Source organism: Arthrobacter sp. SAFR-023 (genome assembly GCF_051965295.1).
Lineage (GTDB): Bacteria > Actinomycetota > Actinomycetes > Actinomycetales > Micrococcaceae > Arthrobacter.
On record NZ_JBQCMF010000006.1, the window covers coordinates 82,583 to 94,845 of the forward strand.

General features: G+C 66.2%; 15 protein-coding genes. 6 read left to right on the plus strand and 9 right to left on the minus strand.

Features of this window, described 5'->3' with window-relative positions; translation table 11 throughout:
• The first annotated feature begins 9 nt into the window (after positions 1 to 9).
• The 3 genes from ACTHQX_RS08320 to ACTHQX_RS08330 all read left to right on the plus strand — a co-directional run bounded on the left by ACTHQX_RS08320 (position 10) and on the right by ACTHQX_RS08330 (position 1,386).
• Entirely contained in the window at positions 10 to 330 is a 321-nt protein-coding gene (locus ACTHQX_RS08320; protein WP_440156779.1) for a putative quinol monooxygenase, read from the plus strand.
• 184 nt (positions 331 to 514) lie between these two features.
• Positions 515 to 718 carry a cold-shock protein gene (locus tag ACTHQX_RS08325; protein WP_003799085.1) on the plus strand — a complete coding sequence of 68 codons (204 nt, stop codon included), beginning with the start codon at positions 515 to 517 and terminating at the stop codon, positions 716 to 718.
• Positions 719 to 798: 80 nt separating this feature from the next.
• Entirely contained in the window at positions 799 to 1,386 is a 588-nt protein-coding gene (locus tag ACTHQX_RS08330; protein WP_440156781.1) for a DinB family protein, read from the plus strand.
• 6 nt (positions 1,387 to 1,392) lie between these two features.
• Here the strand turns inward: ACTHQX_RS08330 and ACTHQX_RS08335 are convergent, their stop codons facing one another.
• Entirely contained in the window at positions 1,393 to 2,556 is a 1,164-nt protein-coding gene (locus ACTHQX_RS08335) for an acyl-CoA dehydrogenase family protein (protein WP_440156783.1), read from the minus strand.
• A gap of 178 nt (positions 2,557 to 2,734) precedes the next feature.
• Between ACTHQX_RS08335 and ACTHQX_RS08340 the strand changes: the two genes are divergently transcribed.
• Positions 2,735 to 4,483, plus strand: coding sequence for an AMP-binding protein (locus ACTHQX_RS08340; protein ID WP_440156785.1), 1,749 nt, complete (start codon positions 2,735 to 2,737; stop codon positions 4,481 to 4,483).
• A 3-nt stretch (positions 4,484 to 4,486) separates the two neighbouring features.
• On the plus strand, positions 4,487 to 4,993 hold the full coding sequence (locus tag ACTHQX_RS08345; protein WP_236806454.1) for a MarR family winged helix-turn-helix transcriptional regulator: 507 nt from the start codon (positions 4,487 to 4,489) through the stop codon (positions 4,991 to 4,993).
• 23 nt (positions 4,994 to 5,016) lie between these two features.
• Here the strand turns inward: ACTHQX_RS08345 and ACTHQX_RS08350 are convergent, their stop codons facing one another.
• Both ACTHQX_RS08350 and ACTHQX_RS08355 read right to left on the minus strand, forming a co-directional pair.
• Positions 5,017 to 5,706, minus strand: a complete 690-nt coding sequence (locus tag ACTHQX_RS08350) for a PAS and ANTAR domain-containing protein (RefSeq protein WP_440156787.1) — start codon at positions 5,704 to 5,706, stop codon at positions 5,017 to 5,019.
• A gap of 17 nt (positions 5,707 to 5,723) precedes the next feature.
• Positions 5,724 to 5,912, minus strand: coding sequence for a YegP family protein (locus ACTHQX_RS08355; protein ID WP_440156790.1), 189 nt, complete (start codon positions 5,910 to 5,912; stop codon positions 5,724 to 5,726).
• A 332-nt stretch (positions 5,913 to 6,244) separates the two neighbouring features.
• Here ACTHQX_RS08355 and ACTHQX_RS08360 point away from each other — a divergent pair, with 332 nt between their 5' ends.
• Positions 6,245 to 6,658: an ArsR/SmtB family transcription factor gene (locus ACTHQX_RS08360; RefSeq protein ID WP_236806449.1), complete on the plus strand. Its 414-nt coding sequence runs from the start codon at positions 6,245 to 6,247 to the stop codon at positions 6,656 to 6,658.
• On the opposite strand, the gene ACTHQX_RS08365 is transcribed toward ACTHQX_RS08360, so the two are convergent.
• The 6 genes from ACTHQX_RS08365 to ACTHQX_RS08390 all read right to left on the minus strand — a co-directional run bounded on the left by ACTHQX_RS08365 (position 6,655) and on the right by ACTHQX_RS08390 (position 12,224).
• Positions 6,655 to 6,918: a hypothetical protein gene (locus ACTHQX_RS08365; RefSeq protein ID WP_236806443.1), complete on the minus strand. Its 264-nt coding sequence runs from the start codon at positions 6,916 to 6,918 to the stop codon at positions 6,655 to 6,657. The two genes, ACTHQX_RS08360 and ACTHQX_RS08365, sit on opposite strands and share 4 nt — an antisense overlap.
• A gap of 145 nt (positions 6,919 to 7,063) precedes the next feature.
• Positions 7,064 to 7,819, minus strand: coding sequence for a CPBP family glutamic-type intramembrane protease (locus ACTHQX_RS08370; protein WP_440156975.1), 756 nt, complete (start codon positions 7,817 to 7,819; stop codon positions 7,064 to 7,066).
• A 62-nt stretch (positions 7,820 to 7,881) separates the two neighbouring features.
• Complete coding sequence (locus ACTHQX_RS08375; RefSeq protein WP_236806441.1) at positions 7,882 to 8,661, minus strand: enoyl-CoA hydratase; 780 nt, start codon at positions 8,659 to 8,661, stop codon at positions 7,882 to 7,884.
• Between the two features lie 56 nt (positions 8,662 to 8,717).
• Positions 8,718 to 9,674, minus strand: a complete 957-nt coding sequence (mmsB, locus tag ACTHQX_RS08380) for a 3-hydroxyisobutyrate dehydrogenase (protein WP_440156794.1) — start codon at positions 9,672 to 9,674, stop codon at positions 8,718 to 8,720.
• Positions 9,667 to 10,725, minus strand: coding sequence for an enoyl-CoA hydratase/isomerase family protein (locus ACTHQX_RS08385; protein ID WP_440156796.1), 1,059 nt, complete (start codon positions 10,723 to 10,725; stop codon positions 9,667 to 9,669). The genes mmsB and ACTHQX_RS08385 overlap by 8 nt, the downstream gene beginning before the upstream one ends.
• The gene (locus tag ACTHQX_RS08390) at positions 10,725 to 12,224 is read right to left on the minus strand and encodes a CoA-acylating methylmalonate-semialdehyde dehydrogenase (protein ID WP_440156798.1); all 1,500 of its coding nucleotides are present in this window, start codon (positions 12,222 to 12,224) and stop codon (positions 10,725 to 10,727) included. The genes ACTHQX_RS08385 and ACTHQX_RS08390 overlap by 1 nt, the downstream gene beginning before the upstream one ends.
• Positions 12,225 to 12,263 lie beyond the last annotated feature (39 nt).

Genomic DNA, 12,263 nt, shown 5'->3' on the forward strand with positions numbered 1-12,263 from the left:
GGAGCCGTCATGGCCGGGTTTGTGCAGATCATTGAATTCCAGACCTCACGCATTGAGGAGGTCGAAGCGCTGGGCCGCCCGTCGAGAACCGAGGGAACCACCACACCGACGTTTCGCCGCATCACCGCCACGGCGGACCGCGACCGTCCCGGGACATACCTCACCATCGTGGAATTCGACTCCTACGAGTCGGCGATGGAGAATTCCAACCGGCCTGAGACGTCAGACTTCGCCGCCCAGATGGCGGCCCTGTGTGACGGACCCCCGGTTTTCCGCAATCTCGATGTGCAGTGGGAGGACACCGGCCAGGAGCCGGGCAGCACACCCTAGAGCAGGAAACAGCCCCTCCGAATGGGGTTTGTGGACAGAATCTCCCGTTACGGGTGGGACTCCTGATGACGGCAACTATTGCACGCCCGGCGGATGGCCCATAGGTTGGAGACAGCGGAGAACAATTTCCGCGTCTGCCTGCTGTCGGAGCAGGACCAGAAAAAGGGTTACAAAGGAAGTAGCAATGGCAACAGGCACAGTTAAATGGTTCAACGCCGAAAAGGGCTTCGGCTTCATCGCTCCGGATGATGGATCAGCAGATGTATTCGCACACTATTCAGCAATTGCCAGCAGCGGCTACCGCTCCCTGGATGAAAACCAGAAGGTCGAGTTCGAGGTGACCCAGGGCCCCAAGGGTCCGCAGGCAGAGAACATTCGCCCGCTGTAACGGCTTTCCAAAGACTCCCCTGTCCGTGCCTCGCACGCACAGGGGAGTTTTTTGGTTTTTAGCCCGGTAGAGTGCCGCCCATGGACGAAAAAGCCACCCTCCACCATTACCTCCGGACACGTCGCGCCCAGCTCCTCGCCAAGCTCGACGGCCTGGGCGAGTATGACGTCCGCCGGCCGATGACGCCCACCGGCACCAATCTCCTGGGCCTGGTCAAACACGTGGCCAGCGTGGAACTGGATTATTTCGGCGAGGTCTTCGGCCGGCCCAGTGGCCGGGTGCTGCCCTGGTTCGCCGACGGTGCCGAACCGGATGCGGACATGTGGGCCACCCCGGAGCAGACGCGTGCCGAGATCGTCGAGCTGCACCACTTTTCGGCGGCGCACACCGATGCCACCATCGAGGCGCTGCCACTGGACGCCCCCGGCGTGGTGCCTTGGTGGCGGGAAAAACGCAGGAACGTGACCCTGCACCAGATGCTGGTGCACATGTGTGCCGAGACAGCGCAGCACCTCGGACACGCCGACATCATCCGCGAACTCATCGACGGCTCCGCCGGGCAGGGCCCCGGCGACCCCAACCTTCCACAGCGGGGCGCCGCCGAGCAGTCCGCCTACGTGGAGCAACTGGAGGCCGCAGCGCGGAAAGCCGCCGCGCTGTCCGGGTAGATCGGCCTAGACGAAGGCCGATTTTCCTGTCACGGCCCGGGCCACAATCAGGGAATTGATCTCGTAGCTGCCCTCGTAGGTGTAGAGGATCTCGGCGTCACCAAAGAGTTTCCCCATCTCGAAGTCGCTGCTGATGCCGTTGCCGCCCAGCAGCGACCGGCCCAGGGCCACGGAGGCGCGGGCCAGCCGGGTGGTGGTGGCCTTGGCCATTGCCGCCTGGGCCATTTCCAGCCTGCCTTCCTCCTGGACCCGGGCCAACTGTGCCATCAGTGCCAGTGAGGCCGAGGCGTTGCCCAGGATCTCGGCGAGCTGCTGCTGGATGAGCTGGAAGCGTGCCAGCTCCTTACCGAACTGGCGGCGCTGCAGCGAATAGGAGCGGGCAACGTCAAAGGCCGCGAGCTGGATCCCCGCAGCCTGCCATCCCACCCAGGCGCGGGAATCCCTCAGCAGCTCGTTTGCCTTGGTGAAATCCGTGGCCCCCGGGAGCAGGTTGGCCTCCGGAATGCGGACGCTGTCCAGCCGGATATCGGCGTTCTGCATGATCCGGAGCCCGATCTTGTTGCTGATTTTGGTCGCCGTGTAACCGGGTCGGTCCGTTTCGACAATGAAGCCTTTGATCTGCTGGTCGGCGGCGTCCCGGGCCCACACCAGCGCAAAGTCGGCGATGGTTCCGGCGCCTATCCACCGCTTGGCCCCGTCGATGACCCACTCGCCGTCCTCCAGCCGGGCCGTGGTGGCCAGCCCGCCGGCGATGTCCGAACCGTGCTCCGGCTCGGTCAGCGCGAAGGCCCCCAACTGTGTGAAGGCGGTCAGTCCCGGCAGCCACCGCTGCTTCTGCTCCTCCGACCCCAGGGCGTCGATCATGCCGACGATCAGTTCGTTGTGGATGCCCACCAGTGCCGACAGGGAGACGTCGGCGCGGGCCACCTCAACGTACATGAGGCCTTTGAAGAGCGTGGATGTTCCGTCCGTCTGCAGCCCGCCAAGTCCGTGCTTCCCCAGCTCCGCGAGCAGCCCGAACGGGAACTCTTCCCGATTCCAGTATTCGATGGACTGGGCCCGGACCCTGGACTGCAGGAAGTCCCGGATTTCGAGATAGCGGGTCCGCTCGGCTGGCGGAAGCAGGTCGGCAACATACATCAGATCCGCATCGGCGAACGGCGGCGCCATCGTCCCCGTTTCCCCCGCCGCGGCTTTCCCCGTTGTAGCCTCTGCGGGCTGTCCGTTGTCACGTCCTTGTGGCTGCACGGGCATAGGTCCCTTCGCTCTTCCAAACCGTTGGATGTCCTAGTATATTGCACAGTGATGCGGATCACTAGGACGTGAATCCCCAGGCGAAAGGTGCCCCATGACAGTCACCGACGACTTCCGCGCCGCACGCGACCAGCTGCTCGCTTTGCGCCAGGACTACCGTCAGGCGAGGGCCAGCTTCGAATGGCCGCGGCCCAAGGAGTTCAACTTCGCCCTCGACTGGTTTGACCCCATCGCCGCCGATCCTGCCAGCGCTGCCAACCCGGCGCTGGTGATCGTGGAACAGGACGGCTCGGCCACCCGGCGCAGCTTCGCCGAACTGTCGGCCCGCTCCAACCAGGTGGCCAACTGGCTCCGCAGCCAGGGCGTGAAGCGCGGCGACCGCATGATCATCATGCTGGGCAACCAGGTGGAACTGTGGGAACTCGTGCTGGCCGGCATCAAGCTTGGCATCGTGCTGATCCCCACCACCACCCTCATGGGTCCAGCTGACCTGAAGGACCGGGTGGAGCGCGGGGAAGCGGGGTGGGCCGCCGTCGGCAGTTCAAACCTCGGCAAGTTTGCCGAGGTGCCCGGCCGCTACCGGCTGATCGAAGTCCCCGATGCCGGAACGAGCGGTGCCGCGCAGGCGCTGCAGTACGCGGATTCCACGGCGTCCCCCACTGCCTTCACCCCCGATGCCCCCACCCTGGCGGACGAAACCCTCCTCCTCTACTTCACCTCGGGCACCACCTCCAAGGCCAAGCTCGTGGAGCACACGCACACGTCCTACCCGGTGGGCCACCTGTCCACGATGTACTGGATCGGTCTGGAGCCGGGCGACGTGCACCTCAACGTGGCCTCTCCGGGCTGGGCAAAACACGCCTGGTCTAACCTGTTCGCCCCGTGGATTGCCGAGGCCTGCGTGTTCGTTTACAACTACGAACGCTTCGATGCCAGGGCCCTGATGGAGCAGATGGAACGGGAGAAAGTCACCAGCTTCTGCGCTCCGCCCACCGTCTGGCGGATGCTCATCCAGGCCGACCTGAGCCTTCTCAGGAATCCGCCCACCAAGGTTGTTTCCGCCGGCGAGCCGCTCAACGCGGAGGTTATTGGCCAGGTCCAGCGCGCCTGGGGCCAGACCATCCGCGACGGCTTCGGCCAGACCGAGACCACGGTGCAGGTGGCCAACACCCCCGCCCAGCCCGTCAAAATCGGCGCCATGGGCCAGCCACTGCCGGGGTACGACGTGGTCCTCGTCGATCCGGTGACGGGAGAGGAAGCGGACGACGGCGAGCTGTGCCTGCGCCTGGATCCCCGCCCGGCCGGGCTGATGAAGTCGTACTACGGTGACCCGGAGAAGACGGCCGAGGCCTTCCGCGGCGGCTACTACCACACGGGCGACATGGCGAGCCGGGACGAGCACGGCGTCATCACCTACGTGGGCCGGGATGACGACGTCTTCAAGTCCTCCGACTACCGGCTCTCCCCATTCGAGCTGGAGAGCGTACTGATTGAGCACCCGGCCGTGGCGGAAGCGGCCGTCGTCCCCTCCCCCGACCCGCTGAAGCTGTCCGTGCCCAAGGCATTTGTGGTGCTCGCTGCCGGCCACGAACCGGGGCCCGAACTCGCCGAGGAAATCCTGCGCTACTGCCGCGACCACCTGGCGCCGTTCAAGCGCATCCGCAGGCTTGAATTCGCCGAACTGCCGAAAACCATTTCGGGAAAAATCCGCCGGGTGGAGCTGAGGCACAGCGAGGAGCTCCGCCACGCGGACGGCGTCCAACCTGGGGTGACCGGGGTACCGCTGGGCCTGGGCACGGAATACTCCGAAGCGGATTTCCCGGGCCTGAAAAGCCAGGGCTGAGCCGTGAGCCCTCCGCTGCCCCGTGACCCGATTGCCGATGCCCAGCGCAACTGGGAGAACCACGGCTGGAGTGACGTGGCCGCGCCGATGGCTGCCATCACGGCAATCATGCGCACCCAGCAGATCCTGCTGGCCCGCATCGAGGGGGCCCTGAAGCCGTTCGGGCTGACCTTCGCCCGCTACGAACTGCTGGCGCTGCTCAGCTTCGCCAGGAGCGGCGCCCTGCCCATGAACAAGGCGAGCGCCCTGCTGCAGGTCCACCCCACCTCGGTGACTAACGCCGTCGACCGCCTCCAGACAGCGGGACTGGTGGTCCGCTCACCGCATCCCACGGACGGGCGCACCACGCTGATCGAGCTCACGCCCGAGGGCCGCACGCTGGCAAAAAGAGCGACGGCGGTGCTCAACGCCGAGGTATTCGGCCAGTCCGGTTTCGGCGACAAGGACGTGAACCAGCTCATCCGGATCCTGGGCGATTTCCGCCGGGGCGCCGGAGACTTTACGGACTGACAGGCTTTACGGACTGACCGGCTTCACCGACTGACCGGCTTCACCGACTGTCCGGCATCACGGACTGCCCGGCCGCCCGTGCCCCGCTGGAGCTCCTGGACGAACGTGTCAAGCAATGCCGCCTGCTGCGGGGAGTTGGCCAGCCGTACCAGATCGGCAGCTGTGCTGGCCACCTTGATGTTGGTGTCCTGGCTGTATGTGGCCAGCAGGTCGAAGGCGGCCTGGGAACCAATCCGCAGGATGCCCATCAGGATGCCTTTCGCCTGTTCTATGGTGCTTCGCGTGCCAAGGGCACCCTCAACCGCTTCCCGTGCCGCCCTTTCCGTTTCCCACTGCAGCGTGCTGGTCAGGTCCACGATGAACCCCTCAACAGCAATGAGCCTGCCGTCCTCCAGGAGGGCCTCGCCGGCAGTGAGGACACGGTGTTCCCGCATGCGGGCATCAAGGATGCTGTGGTAGCTGCAGAAAAATCCGCCCGCTTCGCAGGCTGCCATGAAGATGTCATGGCAGCGGTCCCTGTCGTCCGGATGCTTATGGGCGTAGAGGAGCTCCACGGTGGGCACGATTTCGCCGCGCCGGTAACCGTGGAGCGTGTACAGCTCATCGGACCATTCAAGCCGCCCCGAAATGGCGTCGTAGTGGAACGTGCCGGCAACGCAATCTGCCGGCCCGAGAGCACTCGAGTACGCCCGGACGGTTTTTGGAAGGCTCATCGCGGTTCCCTGCCGCCCTAGCCGGCCATCCTTTGGCACGGGAGGGGCATACGCATGGAGCGGGGTCGAACGGCAGCGATGCCTTCGACCGCGGCAGCCTTGCTGGGAAAAGGGCGGGATACGGCCAACACGGTGCCGTCCGGGGCGGTGAGCTGGAACCTGAAGGAGTCCCCTGCGTCAATGAAGAGTTCGAACATGCCAGCCATTTAGCCCTCCTGGATACGGGAACACGGCGTCCGGGACGCCGTCGTCGCCAGATGCAACTGAAGTTTTTTCTCCTTACCGCTTCCGCGGATGACCCGGGCGGTAATTGAGGAATTTATGAAATTGTGAACTAGATCCGCGCTCTTGGCAAGGGCGGTCCGCGGCCGCAACAGCGCTCGTTCCCGGTCCGCCAGCAAAAGTTCTCCCCGCTCGTCGGGGACAGACCGTTCTGTCTCTATACTGGGGTCTATACGCCTATGGGGGCACCGAGGTTGGCGGGCCGGCAACACCCGGCCAAGAAGCACGTGGCAAGAAGCAGTGGAAGGAATCCAGAATGGGCGACATGCCCGACGGCGTGATCCACACCGGGGTAAAGGCTGACCTGTTCAAGTCCATGGGCCACCCGGCACGCATCCGGGTACTGGAGATGCTGGTCAACGGCCCCGAGACCGTGAGCAACTTGCGGGACTGCACCGGGCTTGAGGCTTCCAATCTCTCACAGCACCTCGGCATTCTGCGGCGCCAGCGGCTGATCGTTCCGTCCCGGAAGGACGGCCGCCTGTTCTACGAACTGACGTCACCCGAAGTACGCGAGGTCCTCGAAGCGGCCCGTGGCCTGTTGGGCACCATCCTGGACGTTGGCGTCCTGCGGCAACCTAACGGCGGAACGGATGGCAACGGTTCCAACGCGGACCCGGGCGCCGCGCCAGCATCCGCTCTTACGCCGGCAGCACAAACCGCAGGCTAGGCGGGGTCGGCGACGGCGGCCGGCGCGGCATGCCCGAAAAGCCAGGCCGCGACGTCGCTCCTCAACACGACGTGCGGGCTGCCCGTTCCGCTGACACTTCCGGCTGGCACGTAGTACCCGCGGCCGCCGCCCGGACCGCCGGCAGCCCTGTCCAGCGCCTCAACGATTTTGCGGCTCAGGTGCCCCTGCGGGCCCGTGGCGTGGATTTCATCAAGCTCGGCCGCGGTGAGCCGTCCCAGTACAGCAGCGATGTCGGCCACGATCGTTCCCCTTTTCGCACGTTTGCCTGAAAAACACTTTTGCCTGAAGTGCAAGGCTAGGGCATCGCGATGAACTGCGGGTTAAATCCCGGCGGCCATTTCAGGATTCCGCTGTGGAGTTTCGCGGGTGGAATGGACTCGGGAGTCAGTACAGGAAGATGTCGATCCACGCCCGGTTGTGCGCGTGGAGCAGCACCAGGAACAGCACGAAGTCGAAGAGCAGGTGCACGCTCACGATGTACGAAAGCGACTTGGTCACCGTGAAGATGCGGGCCTGCAGCAGGGCGAAGGGGTAGATGAAGAACGGCGCCCAGGCCTTGAACCCCAGCTCCCACAGGAACGACGTGAACAGGACGGCCTGCAGCAGGTTGGCCTGCCAGTCGGGCAGGTGGCGGCGCAGCAGGGCGAAGCAGGTGCAGATGAAGAACAGCTCATCCCAGATGCCCAGGGCGTTGGTGCCGACGAAGAGCCGCGCGATGCCCTCCGGATCATGCACGGCGGGCCAGTTCGAGTAGACCCCGGTCCGGATCATGTACACGGGCAGCAAGGCGTAGCCGATCACCACGACGGCGGGAAGGTACCACTTCTCCGCACGTGTCCATTTCTGCCCGGTCCGTACCGGGAAGACCACCGCATGCTCTTTGGTGACGAAGCGCGATACAGCATAGGGGATCCCCACGGCCGCGATCATGGCCGAGCCCATGACGAGCATGTGGGAGGTGCTGACGTCGGTGGTGATGGGCACGGCACTGATGATGGCCACTCCGGCCGCGATCAGCGCGAGGTCGCGGAACAGCAGCCGGTCCACCAAGGCCGCGAGCACGAGCGCTGCAGCGAGCAGGGCATACCCCAACAGGCTCTGCTCCAGCGCGAACAGGACAAAGCCGGCCAGCGAAACCATGGCCGCCGGGACAACGCGCAGGGAAGTCCCCTTCACGGTGCGCTCCCCGGTCAGCCGGGCGCTCACCGGTGCCTGAACTCCGGCTGGCGCTTCTCCGCGAAAGCGGCCATGCCTTCCTTCTGGTCCTCCGAGGCGAAGAGCGAATGGAACAGCCGCCGTTCAAACAGCACGCCCTGCGCCAGACCCGTCTCGAAGGCCGCGTTAACGGCTTCCTTGGCCAGCATGGCGGCCGGCTTCGACTTGGACGCGATGACCTCCGCGGCCTTCAGCGCCTCCTCCACGGTGTCCGCGGCAGGCACCACGCGTGCCACCAGGCCTGAGCGCTCCGCCTCGGCCGCGTCGATGAACCGGCCGGTGAGGATCATGTCCATCGCCTTGGCCTTGCCCACGGCGCGGGTGAGCCGCTGGGACCCGCCCATGCCCGGCACCACTCCGAGGTTGATCTCGGGCTGGCCGAACTTGGCGTTGTCGCCGGCGATGATGAAGTCACACATCATGGCCAGCTCGCAGCCGCCGCCCAGCGCGAAGCCGGACACGGCCGCGATCAGCGGAATGCGCAGCCTGGTGAGATCCTCCCACCCGCGGAACCAGTCGGCGTCGTACATCTCCAGGTAGCCCTTGTCCGCCATCTCTTTGATGTCGGCGCCGGCGGCGAAGGCCTTCCCCGAGCCGGTAATCACGACGGCGCCAACGCCGGGATCCGCGTCCATGGCCGAAACCGCCGCCACGAGTTCTTCCAGCGTGGTCCTGTCCAGGGCGTTCAGCGCCTCGGGCCGGTTCAGGGTGACGAGTCCGACGCGCCCGCGGCGCTCCACCAGAATGTTCCCGTACTCGTGCGTCATCCATGCCCCTCACGTGGTTGGTTCGTCCTGAAACTTGATCCGTCCTGAAACTAAGCCTACTGTCCAGACTTGTCCCGGATATCGGTGATGATGCCGGAGAAATCCCGGCCGGCACCGCCTTCAGCGGCGAAGGCGTCGTAAATCTCGGAGGCCAGGGGGCCCATCCGGGCGGCGACGCCGGTGGACTGGAGGGCGTTCAGCGCCAACCGGAGGTCCTTGGCCATCAATGCTCCGGCGAACCCGGGCTGGTAGTCGCGGTTGGCGGGACTGGTGGGCACCGGTCCCGGGACCGGGCAGTTGGTGGTGAGGGCCCAGCACTGGCCCGATGCCGCGGACGCAACATCGAACAAAGCCTGGTGCGTCAGCCCCAGCTTTTCCCCGAGGACGAACGCCTCGCTGACCGCGATCATGGAGACGCCCAGGATGAGGTTGTTGCAGACCTTCGCGGCCTGGCCGGCTCCGTGCTCTCCGCACAGCACCGCGCGTTTGCCCATGACGTCGAACAACGGCCGCACTGTCTCGAAGTCCTCCGGCAGCGCACCCACCATGAACGTCAGGGTGCCGGCCTCCGCCCCCACCACGCCGCCGGAAACGGGCGCGTCCACGGAGCGGTGTCCGGTGTCGAGGGCCAGCCGGGCGGCTTCCCGTGCCTCGTCAACATTGATGGTGGAGCAGTCCAGGAACATGGTGTTCGGCGCAGCGGCCGCCAGCAGGCCCGGCTCCCGGTCGTTGCCCCGGTAAGCGTCCAGCACATGCTGCCCGCTCGGAAACATCGTGAGCACGATCTCGGCTCCGGGGATGGTTTCCGCGGCACTGGTGGCGACGGGGATGCCGTGCTCGCGCGCAGCATCCAGCGCGGCGGGCACCACGTCGAAGCCGATGATGTCGTAGCCTGCCTTGACCAGGTTGACCGCCATGGGTCCGCCCATGTGACCCAATCCGAGGAAGGCGACGCGCGGTTTTGCTGTACCAGGCCGGCTTGCTGCTTCAGGCACGGTTGCTTCATCAGGCATGGTCCGACTCCCTTTCCCACAGAACCAGTTCCCGGTCCCCCAACGGCGCGAAGTACCGCTCGACGTCGTCCGCGTGCACCTCCGGCAGCGTTGCCGGCTGCCACTGCGGGTTGCGGTCCTTGTCCACCACCTGCGCCCGGATCCCCTCCCGGAAGTCCGGTCCGGCGAGGCAGCGCAGTCCCACGCGGTATTCCTCGGCGAGCGCCTGGTCGAGCGTCAGCCCGCGCGACCGGCGGAGCGAGGCCAGGGTCACCTTGACGGCCGTGGGCGACTTCGCCTCGATGGTGTCCGCGGCGGCCGCTGCTTCCCCGCCCGCGGCACGCAGCCGCCGGACGATTTCCTCGGCGTCGTCCACTGAATAGCAGGAGTCGATCCAGTCCCGCTGCGCCTCCAGCGCCGAGGCGGGCGGCTTTTCGGCAAAGCGTACGACGGCGGCCTCCGCATTTTCGTCTTCCAGCGCCACCGCGAGGTCCGCGAGGCTGCCGGACGGGACAAAGTAATCGGCGAGCCCCAGGAACAGCGCATCCGCACCGCTCAGGTGGGCGCCGGTGAGGGCGGCATGGGTACCCGCCTCCCCCGGTGAGCGTGACAGCAGGAGGGTCCCGCCGACGTCGGGCACGAACCCGATGGTGGTCTCCGGCATCCCGGTCCGCGTGCGCTCGGTGACGATGCGCAGGGAGCCGTGCGCGGAGATGCCCACGCCGCCGCCCAGCACCAGGCCGTCCATGAAGGCGACGTACGGCTTGGGGAACCGTTCGATCAGTGAGTTCAGCCGGTATTCGTCCGCCCAGAAGCCGGCCGTTTCGTCGCCGCCGGCGAGGATGTCGCGGTAAATGGCCACGATGTCCCCGCCCGCGCACAAACCGCGGTCGCCGGCACCCTGGACCAGCACGGTGGCAACGCTATCGTCACCTGCCCAGGCAGTGAGTTGCTCCAGCGCGGCGGTGACCATGCCAGCCGTAAGCGCATTGACCGCTTTGGGCCGGTTGAGCGTGACCACCCCCAGCTTGCCCCGTTGTTCGAACAGCACCTGTTGTTCAGCTTCAGTCATCAGCTTCCTTCCGGCATGATGAAGCTGGCGCCCTGCCGGATACCGGAGGGCCAGCGCGAGGTCACGGTCTTGGTCTTGGTGTAGAAGCGGAAGGCGTCGGCCCCGTGCTGGTTGAGGTCACCGAACCCGGACGCCTTCCAGCCGCCGAAGGTGTAGTAGGCAATGGGCACGGGGATGGGGACGTTGATGCCCACCATGCCCACCTGCACCCGGCTGGCGAAGTCCCGGGCCGCGTCGCCATCGCGGGTGAAGATGGCCACGCCGTTGCCGAACTCGTTCTCGCTGCAGAGCCGCAGCGCCTCGTCGTAGTCGGACGCGCGGACGACGCTGAGCACCGGGCCGAAGATCTCCTCTCGGTAGATCTTCATGTCCTTGGTGACGTTGTCGAACAGCGTGGGCCCCACCCAGAATCCGCCGTCGTAGCCGTCCACGGCCAGGCCGCGGCCATCGACCAGGAGCGAGGCGCCCTCCTCCGCACCGGCCTTGATGTAGCCCTCGATCCGCTCCTTGGCCGCGGGCGTCACCACCGGCCCGAAGTCTGAGTCCTTGGCCAGGCTGTGCCCCACCTTGAGGGACTTGATCCGCTCCTGCAGCCGTGCCACCAGGCTGTTCGCGGTCTCCTCTCCCACCGGAACGGCAACGGACACTGCCATGCAGCGTTCACCGGCCGACCCGTAACCGGCGCCGATCAGGGCATCGGCGGCCATGTCCAGGTCCGCGTCCGGCATGATCACCATGTGGTTCTTGGCGCCGCCGAAGCACTGCGCCCGCTTGCCGTGGGCCGCCGCCGTGGCATAGATGTACTGGGCGATCGGGGTGGAGCCGACGAAGCCGATGGCCTGCACGCGCTCGTCCTCGAGCAGCGCGTCCACGGCTTCCTTGTCGCCGTTGACCACGTTGAAAACGCCGTCCGGCACCCCCGCCTCGGAGTAGAGCTCAGCCAGGCGCAGCGGCACTGACGGATCGCGTTCGGACGGCTTGAGGATGAACGCGTTGCCTGCCGCGAGCGCCGGCCCGGATTTCCACAGCGGGATCATCGCGGGGAAGTTGAAGGGCGTGATGCCGGCAACCACGCCCAGCGGCTGGCGCATGGAGTGCACGTCGATGCCCGCGCCGGCGTCGTCGGAGAATTCGCCCTTGAGCAGGTGCGGGGCGCCGGCGGCGAACTCCACCACCTCGATGCCGCGCTGGATATCGCCGCGGGCATCGGCCAGGGTCTTCCCGTGTTCCGATGACAGGAGGGCGGCGAGCTCGTCCATATGCTCGTTCACGAGGTCCACGAATTTGAGCAGGATGCGGCCGCGCCGCTGGGCGTTCATGGCGCCCCACTCCGGCTGGGCTTTCTCGGCGTTCGCGACGGCGTTCCGGACTTCTTCCGCGCCCGCCAGCGGCACCTTCGCCTGGACCTCGCCGGTACAGGGATCAAAAACGTCGCCGTACCGGCCGGACGTGCCGTCTACCCGCCGGCCGCCAATGTAGTGGGAAAGTTCGCGAACCATGGATGCTCCTTTGCATGACCCCGGTCATCTTTGGTGCTG